The following is a 20174-nucleotide window of genomic DNA, read 5'->3' as shown; positions in this document are numbered from 1 at the left end:
CTCCCGGCCACCTCATGAATTAAACGCACCGAAAATGGACGCTGGCCATGCACCAGATGGGTGCCCTCCCCCCGAGACACCGCCATGAACGCCGTCCTCATCGACAACAACCTGCCGCAGATCCTCGCCTCCAATCCTGTGGTCCCCGGCCCCCACCGCCGCCGCCACATTGCCGATTTCGTGCTGGATGCGGCGCGCCTGGACAGTTTCAACGTGCTGCTGCGGCGCCTGGGCCGTGAAGAGGCCCCGCTGGACCGCGACCAGGTGGCCACCGCCGCCCGCCAGGTCTGCCGCCAGGGCAACGACACCCCGGCCTGCATCGCCTACCAGCTCAAGCGGGCCACGGCGCTGCGGCGCATGGCGACCGACGCCAACTGGAACGCCGCCAATGACGCCCTCGGCATCGCCCAGCTGGTCATGGAATACCTGGACAGCTCCGGAGACCTGATCCCGGACCAGCTGCCGAGCCTGGGACGCCTGGACGACGCCATCGTCGTCGAGACGGCCTGGCCGCAGGTGGGCGAGGAAGTCGCCCAGTACCTCGACTACCGCCGCGTTCGCGCCCTGGAGGCCCGGATGTCGCCGGCGCCCCGCGGATTCCGCTTCACCCGCGAAGACTGGGAACAGGCGCGTCATGCCGAAGTCGCGCTGGCAGCGCAGCGGGAACGCATCTTCACCAGCAGCTACCTGCCGACGCCGGCCGGACGGTTCTTCATCCACTAGGTCGGGTCGTCCTGCTGCGGAAATCCGCCCAGGGAAGATGGCGCACCAGCGGCAACACAGGGATTGGAGGTGCCACGGGCGGCTGGACCCGGGATCGACAAGGCACCGGATCGAAGGCCGCCATGGGCGGCCTTCGTTTTGCCGGCGGACCCCGCGTGCGACCCGGCCCGCCCGCGACCCGGTCAGCACTATCCGTGGCGCGGCGCAAGCCTTGTCCGCGGCGACCGTGCTGCTACCCTGCGTGCTCAGCCTTTGACGGCCCGCATGTCCGCACGTTTCGTTCATCTCCACCTGCACAGCGAGTATTCCCTCGCCGACTCGACGATCCGGATCGCCGAGTTGGTCAAACGCTGCGCGAAGATCGGCCAGCCTGCCGTCGCCCTCACCGACCTGGACAACCTGTTCGCGGCGGTGAAGTTCTACAAGGCCGCGGAGGCCGCGGGCATCAAGCCGATCATCGGCGCCGATATCGGCCTGGCCGACGGCAACGAGGCGCCGGCCCGCATGACCGTGCTGTGCCGCGACCGGACCGGCTATCTCACCCTCTCGCGCCTGCTGTCGCGCGCCTGGATGGAAGGCCACCGCGTCGACGGCGTGGCGATCCGCCCCGACTGGCTGCGCGAGGACAACGAAGGCCTGTTCGCCCTGCTGGGCCGGCACAGCCTGGCCGGGCGGTTGGCGACCTCGCAGCGGTTCGAACTGGCCGAGGCCTCGCTCGCCGACTGGCGCGGCGTGTTCGGTGACCGCCTGCACCTGGAGGTGACCCGCACCGGCCGCGAGGGCGAGGAGACGTTCAACGCCTTCGCGCTGCACACCGCCACGCGCCGCGGCCTGCCGGTGGTGGCCAGCAACGATGTGCGCTTCCTCGATGCCGACGGCTTCGAGGCGCACGAGGCGCGCGTGTGCATCGCGTCGGGCCGCGTGCTCGACGATCCCAAGCGCCCGAAGGAATACAGCGCCGAGCAGTACCTGAAATCCTCGGGAGACATGGCGGCCCTGTTCGCCGACATCCCCGACGCCCTCGACAACGCCGTCGCACTGGCCACGCGCTGCAACGTCACCATGAAGCTGGGTGAATATGCGCTGCCGGCCTTCCCGGTGCCCAGCGACCACACGATCGAATCCTGGCTGCGCAGCAGCGCCCGCGAAGGCCTCGCCGGACGCCTGGAGAAAGCGCCGCTGGCGGAGGGCAAGACGCGCGAGGACTACGACGCGCGCCTGGACATCGAGCTGGACGTCATCATCAAGATGGGGTTCCCCGGCTACTTCCTGATCGTTGCGGACTTCATCAACTGGGGCAAGGCGCAGGGCATCCCGGTCGGCCCGGGCCGCGGATCGGGCGCCGGCTCGCTGGTGGCGTGGGCGCTGGGCATCACCGACCTGGACCCGCTGCCCTACGACCTGCTGTTCGAGCGGTTCCTCAACCCCGAACGCGTGTCGATGCCCGACTTCGACATCGACTTCTGCATGGATCGCCGCGACGAGGTGATCGACTACGTCGCGCGCAAGTACGGCCGCGACCGCGTCTCGCAGATCATCACCTACGGCACCATGGCGGCCAAGGCCGTCGTCCGCGATTCGGGCCGCGTGCTGGGCCACCCGTACGGCTTCGTCGACGGCATCGCCAAGCTGATCCCGAACACGCTGGGCATCTGCCTGGACGACGCGCTGGGCGAATCGGAAGCGGCGAAGAAGGACAGCAACCTCGCCTCGAGCGAACTGATCCAGCGCTACCACGCCGAAGACGACGTCCGCGACCTGCTGGACCTCGCCCGCAGCCTGGAAGACCTCACCCGCAACGCCGGCAAGCACGCCGGCGGCGTGGTCATCGCGCCCTCGCCGCTGTCGGACTTCTGCCCGCTTTTCGCCGAACACGACGGCGAGGGACGCGGACGCAATCCGGTCACCCAGTTCGACAAGGACGACGTGGAAGCCGTCGGCCTGGTGAAGTTCGACTTCCTGGGCCTGCGCACGCTCACGATCATCGACTGGGCGGTGAAGGCCATCAACGTGCGCCGCGCGCGCGAGGGCCAGGACGCGCTCGACATCACCGCGTTGCCGCTGGACGACAAGCTCACCTACGAGCTGTTCGCGCGCGGCGACTCGGTGGCGGTGTTCCAGTTCGAATCGCGCGGCATGCGCGAGCTGCTCAAGCGCGCCAAACCTGACACGTTCGAGGACATCATCGCGCTGGCCGCGTTGTTCCGCCCGGGCCCGCTGGGCTCGGGGATGGACCGGGACTGGGTCGACCGCAAGCACGGCAACGCGCAGGTCACCTATCCGCACGAATCACTGGAGCCGGTGCTGGCGCCCACCTACGGCGTGATCGTGTACCAGGAACAGGTGATGCAGATCGCCCAGGTCCTGGCCGGCTACACGCTGGGCGGCGCCGACATGCTGCGCCGCGCGATGGGCAAGAAGAAGCCCGAGGAAATGGCCAAGGAGCGCGCCAAGTTCGAGGCCGGCTGCGCGGAACGTGGCATCCCCTCGCGCCAGGCGAGCCCGATCTTCGACCTGATGGAGAAGTTCGCCGAGTACGGCTTCAACAAGTCGCACTCGGCCGCCTATGCGCTGGTCGCCTACCAGACCGCCTGGCTGAAGGTGCATTACCCGGCCGAGTTCATGGCCGCGGTGCTCTCCTCGGACATGGACAACACCGACAAGGTGGTCGGCTTCCTCGACGAGGCCCGTGCCATGGGCCTGACGATGCTGCCCCCCGACGTCAACGCCTCGGCCTACATGTTCGAGGCCACCACGCCGGACACGATCCGCTACGGCATCGGCGCAGTGAAGGGCGTCGGCCGTGGCGCGTGCGAGGCCATCGTGGAGGCGCGCCGGGCGGGCGGAGCGGCGAACGGGCATTTCACCGACCTGCTCGACTTCTGCAAGCGGGTGGATAGCGGCAAGCTCAACAAGCGCGCGCTGGAAGCCCTCATCCAGGCCGGCGCACTCGACGCGCTGGGGAAGAACCGCGCCAGCCTGAGCCTGCAGATGCCCGAGGTGCTGCGCGCCACCGACCAGCTCGCGCGCGAACGCGAAGCCGGCCAGGTCTCGCTTTTCGGCGGCCAGGCCGCCGCGCCGGCATTGCAGATCGAACTGCGCGAAGTCGACGAATGGCCGCTGGTGCAGGTGCTCACCGGCGAGCGTGAGACGCTCGGCCATTACCTCAGCGGCCATCCCTTCGACCCCTACCGGGATGAACTCCGCGGCCTGGTGGGCCACGACCTGGGCGACCTGGAACGCATCTGGGAAGGCCGCCCGGAAAGCGCGCGCAGCGGCTGGCGCCCGGAACTGGAAATGGTGGTGGCCGGCCTGGTGGTCGGCCTGCGCAAGAAGGGCGACAGCCAGATGTTCGTGCAGATCGAGGACGGCCGCGGCCGCCTGGAGTGCGCGTTCTTCTCCGAGACCTACACCGAGTTCGCGTCATTGATCGCGCGCGACCGCCTGCTCATCGTGCAGGGCGGGCTGAGAGAGGACGCCTTCAGCGGCGGGTTCGCGCTCAAGGCCGCGCGCTGCTGGGATTACGCGCAACTGTGCAGCCGGCATGCACAGCGCCTGTCGCTGCGACTGGACCTGCGCGTGCCCGGCACCTGGTCGCGCGTGGAATCCCTGCTCTCGCGCAACCGCCCTGGCTCCACGCCCCTGCGCCTGGACCTGCTGCGTGAGGGCGCGGCCGGCATGCTCGACCTCAACGGCAGCCAGTCCGTCCGCGTGGACGCCGACCTGCCTGGTGCGCTGCGCTCGCAGCCCGGCGTGCGGACCGTGAAGCTGGCCTTTTCCAAGCCCTGGGCCAACTGAGCCCCGCGGCCGCTCCGGGCGGACCTGCGTCACGTCCCGGCGGCGCGGGGGCCCCAACAGTCGCCCCCGTACGGCCCCTTCCCGTCACCTCGGCTAAACTTCCCGGCCTCACCGGCCCCGGCCCGCGCATGAACCCGAACTACCTCGACTTCGAACAGCCCATCGCCGACCTGGAAGCCCGTATCCAGGAAGTGCTCCATGCCAGCCATGGCCCGGCGGTCAATGTCGATGCCGAAGTCCACGCCCTGCGCGAGAAGCTGCGCGTGCGCACCGCGCACATCTTCCGCGACCTGAGCCCGTGGCAGATCTCCCAGCTCTCCCGTCATCCCTCGCGCCCGTACACGCTCGATTACCTGCGCGTGATCTGCGACGAATTCCAGGAGCTGGCCGGCGACCGCGCCTTCGCCAATGACAACGCCATCGTCGGCGGCCTGGCGCGCATCGACGGCCGCAGCGTCGTGGTGATCGGCCACGAGAAGGGCCGCGACACGAAGGCCAAGGTGCGCCGCAATTTCGGCATGCCCAAGCCGGAGGGCTATCGCAAGGCGCTGCGCCTGATGAAGCTGGCCGAACGTTTCGGCCTGCCGGTGCTGACCTTCATCGATACCGCCGGCGCCTGGCCCGGCATCGACGCCGAGGAGCGCGGCTAGTCCGAGGCCATCGCCCGCAACCTGCTGGAGATGGCTGAACTCAAGGTGCCGATCGTGTGCACCGTGATCGGCGAAGGCGGCTCCGGTGGCGCGCTGGCGATCGGCGTGGGCGACCGCACGCTGATGCTCGAATACAGCACGTACTCGGTGATCACGCCCGAAGGCTGCGCCTCGATCCTGTGGAAGACCGCCGAGAAGGCCAAGGATGCGGCCGAGCAGTTGGGCATGACCGCCAAGCGCCTCAAGGAGTTCGGCCTGATCGACAAGATCGTGCGCGAACCCATCGGCGGCGCGCACCGCAATCCGGTGCAGATGGCCAAGCGCCTGAAAGCGGTGCTGGTCAACGAACTCGACGCATTGCAGGACATCCCGGTGCCGCAGCTGCTGGAAGGCCGCTACCGCCGCCTGCGCGGCTACGGCGCGTACGAAGCGCTCTGACCGGCATGGGCGCCGATGCCCGGCCGCCACGGCGGGTCGGGATCGTCGCGCGGTTTCCGGTGCTGTAGCACGCGCGCACGCTAGGATGCCGCCGTGACCCTGGACGCGTTCCTCAGCGAAGACACCCTCGCCCGGACGGGATCGGGCGGATTCGTCGTCGCGCTCAGCGGCGGACTGGATTCGTGCGTGCTGCTGCACTTGCTGGCGGCGCAGCCCCAGGCGCGCGCGCGCGGCCTGCGGGCCCTGCACGTCCATCATGGCCTCCAGGCCCAGGCAGATGCCTGGTCGCGGCACTGCGCCGGGCTGTGCCACGCGCTGGACGTACCGCTTTCGATCGCACGCGTAGAGGTTTCCCACGGCGAAGGCGAAGGCCTCGAGGCGGCCGCGCGCCGCGCGCGCCATGCCGCGTTCGAAGCCGGGATCGCCGATGGCGACGTACTGGCGCTCGCCCACCACTTGGACGACCAGGCCGAGACCTTCCTGCTGCGCGCACTGCGCGGGTCCGGCCCGGAAGGGCTCGCGGCGATGACGCCCTGGCGTCCGTTCGGTCTCGGCTGGATGTGGCGCCCCTTGCTGGGACTCACGCGTGCACAGCTCGAAGCCCACGCCCGCGCGCATGGACTGCGCTGGATGGAAGACCCCAGCAACCGGGACACCACCCTCGACCGCAACTTCCTGCGCCACCGCGTGCTGCCGCTGCTGCGCGAACGCTGGCCGCATGCCGGCGCCGCGTTAGCCCGTTCGGCAGCCCTTTCAGGCGAGGCGCACGCGCTGCTGGCCGCGGAAGACGCCCAGGCACTGGCCCTCGCGCGGACGGCCGATCCGGCGGTCCTGTCGCGCGCAGCGCTGCGCGACTTGGAACCCGCGCGACGCGCGCGCGCGCTGCGACGCTGGATCCAGGAACTGGGCCTGCCACCGCTGCCTGGCCAGGGCCTGGTCCATATCGAACGCGACCTGCTGTTCGCCGACGGCGACGCCCGCGCGCGATTCGACTGGCGGCAGGCCCGCGTGCAGGCGTGGGCGGACCTGCTGCATGCCGGCGTGATCCGGGACGCGCTGCCGGCAGCGTTCACGCAGGCCTGGGACGGCGGCGCGCCGCTGGCACTTCCCGGCGGTGGCATGTTGATCGTGGAAGGTGCGGCGCGCTTCGATCCGCCGGTGCTCGTCAGCGCCCGCCAGGGTGGCGAGCGCATCACGCTGCCCGGGCGGAGCCATTCCCATGCACTCAAGCATGTCCTGCAGGACCAGTGCATCCCACCGTGGGAGCGCGAGCGCCTGCCCCTGCTGAGCACGGCCGCCGGGGAGGTGCTGGCCGCGGGCGACCTCGTGCTTTCCGCCACCATGGACACCTGGCTGCGCGAGCGCGGCGCGCGCCTGCGCTGGACCCCTTCTGAATCAATTCCCGGCTGACCCGCCTGCACGCGGCGGCTACACTTCACCCATGGCCCGCAAATCCCCCGACCTCCCCGACAGTTCCGATCCGATGCTTTCGACGGCGCAGGCCGGCGCGGGCAGCTCCGAGGCAGCCGCCACGGGTGCGTCCCCCGTCGCGGATTTCGAACGTTCCCTGGATGCCCTGGAACTGCTGGTCGAACAGATGGAACGCGGCGAGATGAGCCTGGAGGAATCGCTGGCGGCCTATGAGCGCGGCGTCGGGCTGTACCGCCGGTGCCAGACCGCGCTGGAGCAGGCCGAACTGCGCGTGCGGCTGCTGAGCGATCCGCAGGACCCGGCCAGCGCCGAGCCCTTCGCCTCGCCCGATGCCTGAGTCCGCCTTCGCCGCCTGGCGGGTGCGGATCGAGGCGGTCCTCGAGCGCGCCCTGCCCCTGCCGGAACACTCGCCCCGCCGACTGCATGGCGCCATGCGCCACGCCGTGCTCGACGGTGGGAAGCGCATGCGGCCGCTGCTGGTGTACGCCGCGGGGACCGCATTCGGCGCCAGTGAAACCGTGCTCGACGCGCCCGCCGCCGCCGTGGAGCTGATCCACGCCTACTCGCTCGTGCACGACGACCTGCCGGCAATGGACGACGACAGCCTGCGCCGCGGCAAGCCCACGGTGCATGTCGCCTTCGACGAGGCCACTGCGATCCTCGCCGGCGACGCGCTCCAGTCGCTGGCCTTCGAACTGCTGGCCGACGCCCCCGTCAACGACGCCCGACGCGTGGCGATGCTGCGTGAGCTGGCGATCGCGGCCGGTGCGGCCGGCATGTGCGGCGGACAGGCGCTCGACATCGACGCCACGGGCAACGCGGCCACCATGGCGGTTCCCGAACTCCAGCGCCTGCACGCCCTCAAGACCGGCGCGCTGCTCCGGGCCAGCGTGCGCCTGGGCGCGCTGGCCGCCGGCGTCGAGGCGGACACGCTGCAGCGCCTGGACCGCTTCGCCGACGCACTGGGCCTGGGCTTCCAGATCCGCGACGACCTGCTGGACGTGGAAGGCGACAGCGCGGCCCTGGGCAAGACCGCGGGCAAGGACGCCGCGCAGGACAAGGCGACTTTCCCCGCGCTGATCGGGCTCGCCGCCTCGCGCGCGCGGCTGGACGAACTGGCCGTCGTCATGCGCGAGGCGCTGGCACCGTTTGGCGACGCCGCCGCGCGCCTGGACGCGCTGGGCCATCGCGCGATCGACCGCAGCCACTGAAGCTGCAACCACCGGCTCCCCTGCAGTAACCGCGGCCGGCTGACCTGTGGCATTGGGGCGGCCCCACCTTTGGGCGTAGGCTTGCCCCATTGCCGAATGGGGAGACGGCCAGTGACGCTGCGCCAGCGCACACGCACATTGCTCAGCTGGATCGACGCGTGGATGGCCGGCGCCGCCAGCAGCTTCATCGGTGCCTGGGGCAGGCTCGAGAGCTACTACAAGCGGCCGCTGTCCTGGCTGGTGGGCCGCCTTCGCTTCGCCTTCTACCCGCTGCTGGCGATCGCCGCGATCGGCTGGCTTGCCTGGGACTGGCAACCTGAGCGCCGCTCGCTGGATGCCGCCGAAGACGCGGTCTTCGACAAGGTCATCAAGAGCCGTCCGTTCCAGCCGGAAGCCTCCAAGCGGGTGGTGGTGGTCGAGATCGACGACTGCACCATCGAACACTTCCGCCAGCTCGGCGAAGGCGGCTGGCCGCTCAGCCGCCAGCGCCACGCCGACCTGCTGGACGCGCTCGACCGCGCCGGCGTGCGGGCGGTGGGCTACGACGTGCTGTTCGTCGATCCGTCGACGCAGGACCCGATGGGCGACAGCGTGCTCGAAGCGATGGCGCAGGGGGGCGAAGGACGCTTCGTCTTCGGCGCCTCGCGCGTGGACCGCGCGTTCGACGCGTCGGAAGGCGCGACGCCGGCCTCGCAGGCACCGGGTGCTTTCGCGCTCACGCGCAACGCCGCGAAGCCGGGCCCGAAAGTCGCGCTGCTGCTGCCCTACGGCGAAGCGATGCGCCGGCAATCCGGCCTGCTCGACATCGACCGCGCTGCCGACGGCGTGATCCGTGACGTCAGCCTGCGCAGCACCGAAGGCGACTGGGGAATTCCGTCCATGGCGCTGCGGCTGGCCGCCTACGACTCGGGCGATCCCCCGGCCAGTTTCCCCGACAAGATCCGCATCAACTGGCGCAGCCAGAACCGCCTGCAGTACGTCAGCGCGGCCAACCTCATCGAGGGCAAGCCCATCTGCATGGGCAAGCGCGGCGACAAGGTTCCGTCGCTGAAAGGCAAGATCGCGCTGGTCGGCTGGACCGCCTCCGGTCTCAATGACATCAAGCCCACACCGATCAGCGCCGCGACGAACGGCGTGGAGATCCAGGCCGAAGCAACCGCCGCACTGGTGGACCACAGCGCGATCTGGATGCCGCCGACCTGGCTCAAGTACGTGCTGGCGGCGGTCCTGGTGCTGCTCACCGCCTTCGCCTTCTTCCGCGGCGAACCGGCCAACGACATCGACTCGATCTTCGTGGCCACCAACCTGGTGCTGCTGGGCGCCGCCTACGCGGGCCTGACTTTCTACGGTGTGTTCTTCGACATCTACGCCAGCATCGGCTTCGTCAGCCTGTGCTTCGGCCTGTGCCGCACCTGGGCCGCGGTGCAGCGCGGGCGCGCGGTTGGCCACGAGGATTTCATCACCGTCTTCGATCCCAGGCGCGACCGCTGGCTGGTGCTGGGGCGCGTGCGTTTCGTCCCCTACCCCTCGCTCGACCGCAAGGCCGCCGCGCGCCGTCGCCGTGAATATCGCCGCCGCCTGCGCCGCTTCCTCTATGCCGGCAGCAACGCGGTGATGCTGGAAGGCGTGGTCGAACGCAAGAGCTGGCTGCACGGCACGCTGGACGACCTGATGCTGCTGGTGTGGCACGCGCCCGACCGTGGGCACGCACTGCGACTGGCCGAACAGGACCTGGACGACCTGTACGTTCACCTGAATGAACTCGATGACCGCCTCGACGACGATGGCACCATCAAGGTGTGCACGATCAGTGCGCTGGTGGACGATGACCTGGACGACTCCGATCGCGGAGAGCGCCTGCGCCTGCGCGAAGCGCTCGGCAAGGTGCTCAATGCCAGCGAAGAGTGGCCGCTTTGCCCGCGAAATACGTTAGTCAACCAAAGCGAAATATCTTCCGGAGAACCCGAATGCGAGCAGCCTTCCACCGCCTGAGCTTCATCGTTCCGTTAAGCCTGGCCCTGAGCGTGGCCGCGCTCGCCGCCGCCGCCGGCGCCACGGCCGTCGTGCACAAGCCGGCAGTGGAGGTGAAGAGCGCCCCCGACTTCGGCTCGACCACGGTGACCACGCTCAAGCGCGACCAGAAAATCACCGTCGCCGGCCAGCAGGGGCTCTGGTTCAAGGTGGAGACGGCGGGCGGCGCGGGCTTCGTGCGTGTCAATGACGTGCGCATGTCGACGGGCACCGCAGCCAAGGGGGGCAAGGGCGGCCTGTTCAAGAACATGGCCGGCGCGGGCCAGGTCAAGGAAACCGCCGGCGTGCGCGGCCTCAACGAGAACGACCTGAAGGTGGCCTCGTTCAACGCGCAGGAGTTCGCGGAGCTGGAAGCCAACCGCGTCGCCCCGCAGGCCGCGGCGCAGCACGCCAAGGGCCATGGGCTGAAGACGCGCAAGGTCGAATACGCGGCGGAGTTCAAGCCCAACGCCAAGGCCGGCAAGGGCAGCGCGTCGCAGGCGCAGAAGCGCGGCGGGCTGTCCGCCCTGCGCGGCGTGCTGGGCGCGATCGGCGTCGGCGGCACGGCCGGTTCGGCGATCGACGTGGCCTCGGCCACCACCGGCAAGTCCGAAGCCGAGCAGTCCGCCGAGGAACTGGCCCTGGGGCCGGAGATCGCCGGTCGCGTGCTGGGCGCCGCCAATCTCGTCGATGACCCCGCGGCGCAGGAGCGGGTCAACCGCATCGGCCGCTGGGTCGCCTCGCAGACCACCCGGCCGGACCTGCCGTGGAGCTTCGGCGTGATCAAGACCGGCGACATCAACGCCTTCGCCGCGCCCGGCGGCTACATCCTGATCACCCAGGGCCTGTACGAACTGCTGGACACCGACGATGAAGTCGCCGCGGTGCTCGGCCATGAAATCAGCCACGCCGTGCAGCGCGACCACTACAACGTGATCCAGAAGCAGCACTCGACCGCGGAACTGAAGGACATCGCGGCGTCCAACGTCACCGTCGGAGGGGGTGTCGCCGGCTCCATGGTCAAGGACTATGTCGCCCGTTTCGGTGCGAGCGTGCTGATGCAGAGGCTCGACCAGGATGTCGAGTACCGCTCGGACGAGGCGGCCGAGATCTACCTGGCCCGCGCCGGCTACGATCCGCTGGCGCTGTACATGGTGCTGCAGAAGATGGCCGCGCGTGGCAGTGCCAAGGGCAACCTGGAGCAGCTCTACAAGACCCACCCGTCCCTCGAGGCCCGCATGGACAGCCTGGACGGGCGCAGCGCCAAGGTCGCCGGGTACACCGCCAGCAAGTAGGCCCCGCGGCATCGCCGCGATGCTCCATGACGACGCCGGCCTCGCGCCGGCGTTCGTTTTTCACCGCCTGGCCACCGCAGCGTCGGCCCGCTCTGCTCCGCGGCGGTGCGCCAGACGCTGCACGCTGGCGTGCATGCATGTCGGTTGCAGGGCGGGCCAACGCAGAATCCGTCACCGCGCACGCGCAAAGAAAAACGCCGGCCAATGGCCGGCGTTCTCGATGCCGCACTTGCGCTTACTTGATCAGGCGCAGCGTCAGCGGATAACGGTAGGTCTCGCCGTTGTTGGCCTTGATGCCGGCGATGATCGTCAGCACGAGCCAGGCGATGCCGATCACGATCCACGCGGGAATGGCGATGATCAGGCCGATTCCCAGGGTAAAGATCGACAGCAGCAGCAGCGCCAGGAAGATCAGGCCCACGGTGATGTTGAAGTTCAGCGCTTCCTTGCCCTGGTCGTCGACGAAGGGCATGGTGTCCTTCTTGATCATCCAGATGATCAGCGGGCCGATGAAGCAGCCCAAGCTGCCGGCCCAGCCGGAGGTCAGGATGCCGCCCACCAGGGCGGACAGGTGGGCGAACATCGCCCATTGCCGCTCGTCGGCGGAGATCCCGCTCACGGCGGTTGTTTCGGCAGGCGGCTGTTGATAGTCGGTCATGTCTGGACTCCCCATATTCGGCGATGTGCCGTGATGGCACTCTATCACCGCGCCATCACGCGAAAAACGCCCCACGGCCGGGCCGCCGGACTCAGCCCGGCGCGGCCTCGCCGACGCCGGAGTCGCCGGCCACCATCATGCGTCCGACCAGGATCGAGCCGGTGCGCAGGTGCGAGCGCGGGTCGATATCCGTGCCCACCGCCTCGATGGCCGAGAACATGTCGCGCAACTGGCCCGCGATGGTGATCCCGTCGACGGGATAGGCCAGCTCGCCGTTCTCGACCCAGAAGCCCGCCGCGCCGCGCGAGTAGTCGCCGGTCACGGTATTGACGCCCTGCCCCATCAACTCGGTCACCAGCAGGCCGCGTCCCATGCCGCGCAGCAGGCTGGCCAGGTCTCCGGCATTGGCGCCGACGTGGAGGTTGTGCACGCCGCCGGCGTTGGCGGTCGATGCCAGGCCGAGCTTGCGGGCCGAATAGCTGCCCAGCACGTAACGCTGCAGCACGCCGCCCTGGACCAGCGGCAGCTCGCGCGTGGCCACGCCTTCGGCGTCGAACGCCGACGAGCGCAGGCCGCGCGGCAGGAAGGGACGCTCCTCGATCGTCATCCAGTCGGGGAACAGCTTCGTGCCCGCGCTGTCGACGAGGAAGCTGGCCTTGCGATAGAGCGCGCCGCCGGACACCGCCCCGATCAGGTGTCCGATCAGCGAGCGCGCGACCTCGGCCGCGAACAGGATCGGGTAGTCACCCGTGGCGATCTGGCGCGGCGACAGCCGCGACACCGTGCGCTCGGCCGCCTTGCGTCCGATGGCGGCCGGCGTTTCCAGGTCCTCCTCGGCCAATGCGTAGCTGTACCAGCCGTCGCGCTGCATGCCCTCGCCGCGGCCGGCGATGAGCGCGCAACCGATGCTGTGGTTGCTGCTGCGCTCACGCCCGATGAAGCCGTGCGAGTTGGCATACACGCTCAGGCTGTTGCCGCTGCCCAGCGACGCCCCGTCGGAGTTCTCCACGCGCGGGTCGAAGTCGCGGCCGGCGGCTTCGCAGGCCATGGCCAGGTCGATGGCCCGGTCGGCGTCGATCCGCCACGGATGCCAGCCGTCGAATTCGCGCAGGTCGGTCGCCATCAGCTCGCGCTCGGCCAGGCCGGCGGCGGCATCGTCCTCGGTGTGCCGGGCGATCGCGCAGGCCTGCTCCACCGTGGCGTCCAGGCTCTCGTCCTGCAGGTCGGCCGTGCTGGCGCTGCCCTTGCGCTGGCCGAAATAGACGGTGACCGCGATGCCCCGGTCGCGGGTCGACTCGACGGTTTCCACCTCGCCCATGCGCACGTTCACGCTGAGCCCGTTTTCCTCCGAACAGGACACCTCGGCCTGGCTCGCGCCACGCGCGCGGCACCGTTCGAGCAGTCGCTGTGAAATGTCGGCCAGGCGGTCGAGCCGGGCCTGGCTGTCGTCATGCAGGGCTTGCGGCGGGAGGGTGGCGTTCAATGCTTTATCCTTGTTTTCAGATCCGGGCATGCCCGGCGCGTCCGGAACGGACGTGGAATTGGAAGTGGACTGTAAAGCCGGCGCGCCGGCGCCGAGGTGGATGCATGCGTGGCAAAGACGACGAAACCGGCGAATTCCTGAGCCCCAGCCGCAGCCAGAACCGGCGCGAGGCGCTGGAGGTGCTGTCGCTGGGCGAACAGCTGGTTGCCCTGACCGAGGCCCAGCTGGCCCGCCTGCCCGTGCCCGAATCGCTGCTGCCGCACATCCGCGAATGCCGGCGCATCACGGCCCAGATCGCGCACAAGCGCCAGCTGCAGTACCTGGCCAAGCAGATGCGCCGCGAGGACGACGAAGTGCTGGAGGCGATCCGCGACGCGCTGGATGAAAAGGGCGAGGCCGCGCGGCGCGAAGTGGCCGCGATGCATCGCGTGGAAACCTGGCGCGAGCGCCTCATCGAAGGCGGCGACGCGGCGCTGGCCGAACTGCTCGACGAGCATCCCGGCGCCGATCGCCAGCAGTTGCGCCAACTGGTGCGCAACACGCTGGAAGAACGCAAGCGCAACAAGCCCCCGCGTGCGTTCCGTGAACTGTACCGGGCCCTGCGGGACCTGCTCCTCGGCGCCGGCGGAGCCGACGGGATGTCCGACGCCGACGCCGACACCGGCGCCGACATCGACGACGACGACGCCCCCGCCGGCTGACGCGGGACGGGGCATCGCGGGGCGGGCACGGCTCATCGCCATCTCCATGCAGTGGTCACACACCGCGCGCGGACATGTCCACGCGCACGGGCATCGCGACCCTCATCCGGCCTGCGTCCCGCCGACCGTCAGTGCCTCGATGAGCAGCGACGGCTGACCCACGCCGACTGGCACGCTCTGCCCGTCCTTGCCGCAAACGCCCACGCCCTCGTCCAGCGCGAGGTCGTGGCCGATCATCCTGACCCGTTGCATGGTCTCCGGTCCGTTGCCGATCAGCGTCGCGCCCTTCACCGGCGCGGTGACCTTGCCATCCTCGATCAGGTAGGCCTCGGTCGCCGAGAACACGTACTTGCCCGAGGTGATGTCGACTTGGCCACCGCCGAAGTTGACGGCGTACAGGCCCTTCTTCACCGACCGGATCATCTCCTCCGGATCGTGCGGGCCGGCCAGCATGTAGGTGTTGGTCATGCGCGGCATCGGCAGGTGCGCGAAGGATTCACGACGCCCGTTGCCGGTGGGCGCCATGCCCATCAGCCGCGCATTGAGGGTGTCCTGCATGTAGCCGACCAGGACGCCGTCCTCGATCAGCGTGGTGCAGTTCGTCGGGGTTCCCTCGTCGTCGACGTTGAGCGAACCGCGCCGTCCCGGCAGCGTGCCGTCGTCGACGATGGTCACGCCGGGCGACGCCACGCGCTGGCCGATGCGGCCTGCATAGGTCGAGGTGCCCTTGCGGTTGAAGTCGCCTTCCAGTCCGTGGCCCACCGCCTCGTGCAGCAGGACGCCGGGCCAGCCCGAGCCCAGCACCACCGGCATCACGCCGGCCGGCGCGTCGACCGCCTCCAGGTTGACCAGGGCCTGGCGCACCGCTTCGCGGGCCAGCGCTTCGGGGCGGCCGTCGGCCAGCAACTGCGTGTAGGAATAACGGCCACCGCCACCGGCGTAGCCGCTCTCGCGGCGTCCGTTCTGTTCGACGATCACCTGCACGTTGATCCGCACCAGCGGGCGGATGTCAGCCGCGAGCACGCCGTCGCTGCGGGCCACCAGGATCGTATCGACGCCGCCGGACAGGCTCACCACCACCTGCTGCACGCGCGGGTCGGAGGCGCGGACGAAACGGTCGATGCGGCGCAGCGCCTCGACCTTGTCCTCGTTGCCGAGCGAGTCGATCGGATCGTCGCTGGTGTACAGCGCACGCCCGCCACCGAAGGTCAGCGCGCGCGTGGACTGGGTGACGCCGTCGCGCGCGATCGCGCGCGCCGAGCGCGAGGCTTCCAGCAGCGCGGCGGAGTTGATCTCGTCCGAATAGGCAAACCCGGTCTTCTCACCGCTGATCGCGCGCACGCCCACGCCCTGCTCGATGGAATGCGCGCCCTCCTTGACGATGCCGTCCTCCACCGTCCAGCTCTCGCGGCGCGCATGCTGGAAGTAGAGGTCACCGAAATCGATGCCGGGGCCCAGCAGCGTGCCGAAGGTGCGTTCCAGTCCTCCCTCGTCGAGCCCGGCGGGCAGGAGCAGGCGGGATTGCGCTAGCTGGAGAGGCTGGGTCATCGAAGATTCCGGAAATGGGAAAAGTAGCCAACGGCATCCGGCGTAGCCGGATGCGCGTTTGGCGACCCCGTTGCCGGCCGCCGCAAGGGTCGTCCGGTCGAGCGGGAGGACGCGTGAACTGCCCAGGCCTGAGTGGAGAAAGCCTGGGTGGAGCAAGCCTCAGCCAAGCAGGCCCCAGTAAAGCAGGCCGGGCCGCCAGGGGTGAACTGGCCGGGGCCAGGCAGCCAAGGGAACCCACCGCGGACAGCACGATGAGTCCGCGGCCACGCTCAAGGATGTGCGGGCGCCGGCCTGCCGATCAACCCTGCCGATCAACCCTGCGGCACGGCGGCCGTGGTCGCCGCGCGGCTCTCTTCGCGCGATACCACCTCGACCTTGGGTTCCTTGAACGGGCCGGTGACGCGGTAAGTCTTCGACGCCAGGGATCCAAGCGGCTTGTTGAGCACGACATTGGCCGCCGCGCCGATGGCCGCGCCGACCGGACCGCCGGCCACCGCGCCGATCGCGGTCAGCAGGTTGCCCGCCTTCGGCCGGACTTCGATGGTCTGGTCGTAGCGTTGCGCCCGCAGGTCGGCGGTGCCGCGGATGTCGATCGTCGCCGCGGGACCGTCGATCACCAGCGCTTCGCTGCGGGCCTGCCCGCTCCCGAAGCGCACGGTGCCGCCTAGCTGGTCGAAGCTGAAACCCTTGGCGAAGAAATCGCGGAAGTCCAGCGTGAGCCGGCGCGGAATCTGCGCCAGGCTCAGCAGTCCCAGCACGCGACCCGCGCCGGGTTCGATCTCGAGCAGACGGCCGTCGCGCGTATCCACCACCAGGCTGCCCTCGAGCGATTCCAGGCGGAACACGAGCGGGCTGCCCGGCCAGGCCGCATCCAGCTGCACCTTGCCCTCGCCGCCGGCGATTCGACCGCCGATGCCCAGGCCGGTCAGCAGCGTGCCGTAATCGTCGCTGTCGATGCCCAGCGCGATGTGCGTGCGCGCGCTGTTGCCGCGTCCGTTCCAGTCCCCGGTGACGGCGAGCCGATGCAGGGGGGCCCGCGTCTGCAACTGTTCGATGCGCATGCCCGTGGCCGACGGCCGCGTGCGGATCGACGCGGTGCCCAGCGCGGCATCGGCCACGCGCAGGTCCTGGATCTCGAACACCAGCGCGGGAATGCGGGACGGGTCGATCTCGTCGTCGCGCGATGTCGTGGTGGTGGCGCTGGCCGCCGGCCCCTGCGCCGGCTCACCGGCTGCCGCCGTCGCCTCCGCGCCGGCGGTGGCGGCACCGGCACCGGCCCGCGGAGGCGAACGCCAGTGCACGCGCTCGAACTTGCCGGCGATGGCCTCACCTTCCGCGGCCGGCACCATCAACGCGCCTTCCAGCGCGCGTCCTTCGGCCTGCACGGCGATGGCGCCGCGCGCGCCGGGCATCACCCGCACGCGCGTCTCGGGAAACTCCGCGCCGAGCAGGCGCAGCCGGCGCGCGGTGACATCGATGCGCTGCAGCGGCACGCGGCTCTCGCCACTGCCTCCGCGGGCCAGCGCGATCCAGTCGATCGCGTCCAGGCTGTCGGCCTGTCCGACGGCCACCAGGCCGGAAGCCGGCGGCGCTTCCTCGACACTGTCCTGGCCCAGCTCGACACGCACGCCGGTCTGTCCGTTGGTGGAGCGTGCGCGCACAGCCAGGATCCGGCCCAGCGCAACCCGGATGTCGCCACTGCCCAGCGGCAGGGGGGTTTCCACGCTCGTGGCCAGCACGCTGCCGGCGGACTTGCGCAGCGGGGCCGGCAGGTCCAGCCGCGTGCCCACCAGGTCCGAACGCAACTGCAGCAGCGTGGGCGCACTGGCGCCCGGCGCGGTCTTCGGAATGGCCAGCCCGACGGTCCACTGCGACCGGCCATCCAGGTAGGGCTTCAGCCAGGCCATTTCCTCGGCGCGGTCCAGCAGGTCGGCGGCGGCCAGGCTGGCTTCCATGTCGGCCTCGAATACATGCCCGTCGTCGCGCACGTAGGGGCCGCCCGCGCGCAGCGAAAGCCGCCCGGGCTCGCCCTTGTGGCGCACGGTCAGGTCCTGGGCGCCGAAGCCTGCGCGCGACCACTCTGCTTGCCCCTCCACCTGCTCGAAGGCGAGCTTCCAGCGCTTGTCGGCCAGCCTGGCGTTCTTCAGTGCGACGGTGCCGCCAATGCTGATGCCACCGGCCTCGTGTGCGAGCGGCAAGCGCAGCGCGAACCCGACGTCCGCCGGACCGCTGGCGCTGACGCTTTCCAGGGTCTGCCCGTGTTCCTTCTGCAGCGGACTGTGCCGCAGCACTTCGAGCAGCTGCGCCGCGTCGCCCGCGCCCTGCGCATCGACCGTCAGCGCGCCACCACGGTAGCTGTCGATGCCGGCGCGCAGCTTCGGGATGGCCACGTCGCCCAGGCGGCCGCTGCCGGTCACCTCGAAGCCACGCGCGGTGAACAGGGCATCGACGTCCACGTCCTGCGCCGGCGGCCACTCCTCCTGGAAACGGATGGTCGCGTCGCGGATCTTGCCGGTGGCCTCGAAGAACCCCGGGCTGTCGGCGCCGAAGGGCCAGTTGTCCAGGTCGCCGGAAATCACCGCACGACCTTCATGCAGCTGGCCGGCGACCAGTCCGGTATCCAGCCAATGGACCGCGCTGGCCGGCATGTCCTGGCGCAGCCAGAACCCCTTGCCGACCGGGATGACGGTCGAGTCCAGTTCGGCGGCAATGTCGATCCAGGGACGCGTGCCATCGCCCTGCCACCACAGGCCGCCGCGCGCGTCCACGCCAAGGTCCTGGCCGTCGATGCGCAGTGCATGCGTGGCCACGCGCCAACCCTTGCCTTCGCGCCAGCCGCCCGCCTCGCCCCGCAGCTTCACCGCATGGACGACACCGAAACCCGTGGGCCAGTCGAAGCGCACGGTCGAAGCCGGATCGAAGCGGAAGGTGAAACCCTCGCTGTCGGCCGCGATGGTCCCGCCCATGCCGTCGATGCCGGGCGTGCGGCCCACGGGCCGGAAGCCCAGGGCGGCCACGCGTCCGGACGCACTCAATGCGCCCCCGCGGCGGCCCGCGATGTCGATGCCATGGAGGGTCACGGTCGGCCGCGCCGTCGCGATCCAGCGCCGCAGTGCCTGCGGCAGCCGGTCGCTGAGCGTGAGCGCCGCCAGCAGCGGGCCGGCGTCGATCCGCTGCGCGCGCAGGGCGTACTGTTCGCCGTCGGCGATCATCAGCCCGTCGAGCTGATGTTCCCGACCCTCCCCGCCCACGCGCAGGCGCGGCGCATCCACGCGCCAACCCGCATCGACGGCCTGCCAGCGCGCCAGCGCGACCAGCCGGGGAAAGCGGTGCCGCGTGGGCGCGCCACCGGCCTCGATGGGGGCGCCGCGCAGGGCGATGTTGCCCAGGGCCACGTCGGCCGTTATCGAATCCACCCGCCGGGCCCTCAGCCGCGCCCACGCCTGGGCGCGCCCGGCGCCCTGCTCCAGGGCGATGCCGCCGATGTCCAGCAGGGAGGCCCAGGCCGCCAGGTCGACCTTCGTCGCGCCGACGTAGGCGTCGCCGTTGCCTGTGCGGCGGTTGAAATCCAGCACGCCTTCCACGGGGGGCGCAGGCCGGGCCGTCCGCGCCGGCACCGGCCAAGCGCGCACACCGGCCCGCACGCGATCGCCGTCGACGCGCAGGCGCATGTCGATCCTCGGCAGCGCCGCATCCATCCCCAGCGAGGGCGCGACGACCGCCAGCCGCGCACCGATGAGCTGCAGTTCGCCCAGGCCCTCGAGCGCCGCGAACGGGTCGGCGCCGGCCTGCTGCTGGCCCGGCAGTCCGCGCACGTGCCAGCGGCCGTCGTCGGCGCGTTCCAGCGTGAGGTCCAGGGCCGCGCAGGCGCAGTTCGGTGAAGGCACGGCCCGGCAGCAGGCCGGCGTACACCGACACCAGCATTTCCGCATCGCCCACGGTGAAGGCCTCGCGGCCCTGGCCGATGCGCAGGCCGTCGAGCTTGAGCAGGGGCCCGCGGCGGGTCCAGGCGGTTTCCAGCCGGTCGAACGCGACCGGCCGGCCGGCACGCTCGCTCAGCCACTGTGCGACCCGCTGGGGATGGCTCTCGGCCAGCGGCAGCACCTGGCTGGCCGCGCCCAGCAGCAGCGCGACCAGCACCAGCACGACGGCCGCCGAATAGGCGAGCCCCCGACGGGCGAAGCGCAGGCGGCGGCGCAGGGGTGTGGGCATCAGCGAAAACCGCGCG

General features: G+C 70.3%; 11 protein-coding genes and 2 pseudogenes. 9 read left to right on the top strand and 4 right to left on the bottom strand.

Annotation, left to right across the window (positions count from 1 at the left end; all coding sequences use genetic code 11):
• The first annotated feature begins 84 nt into the window (after nt 1-84).
• From I8J32_RS10560 to I8J32_RS10525, 8 genes and pseudogenes are all read left to right on the top strand, one after another.
• Nucleotides 85-723, top strand: a complete 639-nt coding sequence (locus I8J32_RS10560) for a YkvA family protein (protein WP_200611858.1) — start codon at nt 85-87, stop codon at nt 721-723.
• Between the two features lie 264 nt (nt 724-987).
• The gene (gene dnaE, locus I8J32_RS10555) at nt 988-4521 is read left to right on the top strand and encodes a DNA polymerase III subunit alpha (RefSeq protein WP_200611857.1); all 3534 of its coding nucleotides are present in this window, start codon (nt 988-990) and stop codon (nt 4519-4521) included.
• A 128-nt stretch (nt 4522-4649) separates the two neighbouring features.
• Nucleotides 4650-5609: pseudogene (locus I8J32_RS10550) on the top strand (acetyl-CoA carboxylase carboxyltransferase subunit alpha).
• Nucleotides 5610-5708: 99 nt separating this feature from the next.
• Nucleotides 5709-7019 (top strand): tRNA lysidine(34) synthetase TilS, encoded by a 1311-nt coding sequence (gene tilS, locus I8J32_RS10545; RefSeq protein WP_200613084.1) that lies wholly within the window; start codon nt 5709-5711, stop codon nt 7017-7019.
• Between the two features lie 73 nt (nt 7020-7092).
• The gene (locus I8J32_RS10540) at nt 7093-7377 is read left to right on the top strand and encodes an exodeoxyribonuclease VII small subunit (protein WP_200613082.1); all 285 of its coding nucleotides are present in this window, start codon (nt 7093-7095) and stop codon (nt 7375-7377) included.
• Nucleotides 7370-8251 (top strand): polyprenyl synthetase family protein, encoded by an 882-nt coding sequence (locus I8J32_RS10535; protein WP_200611855.1) that lies wholly within the window; start codon nt 7370-7372, stop codon nt 8249-8251. The genes I8J32_RS10540 and I8J32_RS10535 overlap by 8 nt, the downstream gene beginning before the upstream one ends.
• A 111-nt stretch (nt 8252-8362) precedes the next feature.
• Nucleotides 8363-10243: a CHASE2 domain-containing protein gene (locus I8J32_RS10530; protein ID WP_200611853.1), complete on the top strand. Its 1881-nt coding sequence runs from the start codon at nt 8363-8365 to the stop codon at nt 10241-10243.
• Nucleotides 10219-11556 (top strand): M48 family metalloprotease, encoded by a 1338-nt coding sequence (locus I8J32_RS10525; RefSeq protein WP_200611851.1) that lies wholly within the window; start codon nt 10219-10221, stop codon nt 11554-11556. The genes I8J32_RS10530 and I8J32_RS10525 overlap by 25 nt, the downstream gene beginning before the upstream one ends.
• A gap of 235 nt (nt 11557-11791) precedes the next feature.
• On the opposite strand, the gene I8J32_RS10520 is transcribed toward I8J32_RS10525, so the two are convergent.
• On the bottom strand, nt 11792-12139 hold the full coding sequence (locus I8J32_RS10520) for a DUF4870 domain-containing protein (RefSeq protein ID WP_200613080.1): 348 nt from the start codon (nt 12137-12139) through the stop codon (nt 11792-11794).
• 166 nt (nt 12140-12305) lie between these two features.
• Entirely contained in the window at nt 12306-13697 is a 1392-nt protein-coding gene (gene pmbA / locus I8J32_RS10515) for a metalloprotease PmbA (protein WP_407060960.1), read from the bottom strand.
• Nucleotides 13698-13801: 104 nt separating this feature from the next.
• Between pmbA and yjgA the strand changes: the two genes are divergently transcribed.
• Nucleotides 13802-14398 (top strand): ribosome biogenesis factor YjgA, encoded by a 597-nt coding sequence (gene yjgA / locus I8J32_RS10510; RefSeq protein ID WP_200611846.1) that lies wholly within the window; start codon nt 13802-13804, stop codon nt 14396-14398.
• Between the two features lie 102 nt (nt 14399-14500).
• Here yjgA and tldD read toward each other — a convergent pair whose 3' ends face one another.
• Together tldD and I8J32_RS10500 are read right to left on the bottom strand one after the other, a co-directional pair.
• The gene (gene tldD / locus I8J32_RS10505) at nt 14501-15946 is read right to left on the bottom strand and encodes a metalloprotease TldD (protein WP_200611843.1); all 1446 of its coding nucleotides are present in this window, start codon (nt 15944-15946) and stop codon (nt 14501-14503) included.
• A gap of 311 nt (nt 15947-16257) precedes the next feature.
• Nucleotides 16258-20158 (bottom strand): annotated as a pseudogene (locus I8J32_RS10500) (YhdP family protein).
• Nucleotides 20159-20174: the final 16 nt, after the last annotated feature.

This window comes from Lysobacter solisilvae, from assembly GCF_016613535.2.
Lineage (GTDB): Bacteria > Pseudomonadota > Gammaproteobacteria > Xanthomonadales > Xanthomonadaceae > Agrilutibacter > Agrilutibacter solisilvae.
The sequence above is the reverse complement of the archived record's forward strand: the minus strand, read 5'-3'. Positions and strand labels throughout refer to the sequence as shown.

Bases quoted from the DNA above. Each gene is read 5' to 3' on its own strand.
- I8J32_RS10560 (WP_200611858.1), top strand. From the start codon at position 85: ATGAACGCCGTCCTCATCGACAACAACCTGCCGCAGATCCTCGCCTCC.
- dnaE (WP_200611857.1), top strand. From the start codon at position 988: ATGTCCGCACGTTTCGTTCATCTCCACCTGCACAGCGAGTATTCCCTC.
- I8J32_RS10540 (WP_200613082.1), top strand. From the start codon at position 7,093: ATGCTTTCGACGGCGCAGGCCGGCGCGGGCAGCTCCGAGGCAGCCGCC.
- I8J32_RS10535 (WP_200611855.1), top strand. From the start codon at position 7,370: ATGCCTGAGTCCGCCTTCGCCGCCTGGCGGGTGCGGATCGAGGCGGTC.
- I8J32_RS10525 (WP_200611851.1), top strand. From the start codon at position 10,219: ATGCGAGCAGCCTTCCACCGCCTGAGCTTCATCGTTCCGTTAAGCCTG.
- I8J32_RS10520 (WP_200613080.1), bottom strand. From the start codon at position 12,139: ATGTTCGCCCACCTGTCCGCCCTGGTGGGCGGCATCCTGACCTCCGGC.
- yjgA (WP_200611846.1), top strand. From the start codon at position 13,802: ATGCGTGGCAAAGACGACGAAACCGGCGAATTCCTGAGCCCCAGCCGC.
- tldD (WP_200611843.1), bottom strand. From the start codon at position 15,946: ATGACCCAGCCTCTCCAGCTAGCGCAATCCCGCCTGCTCCTGCCCGCC.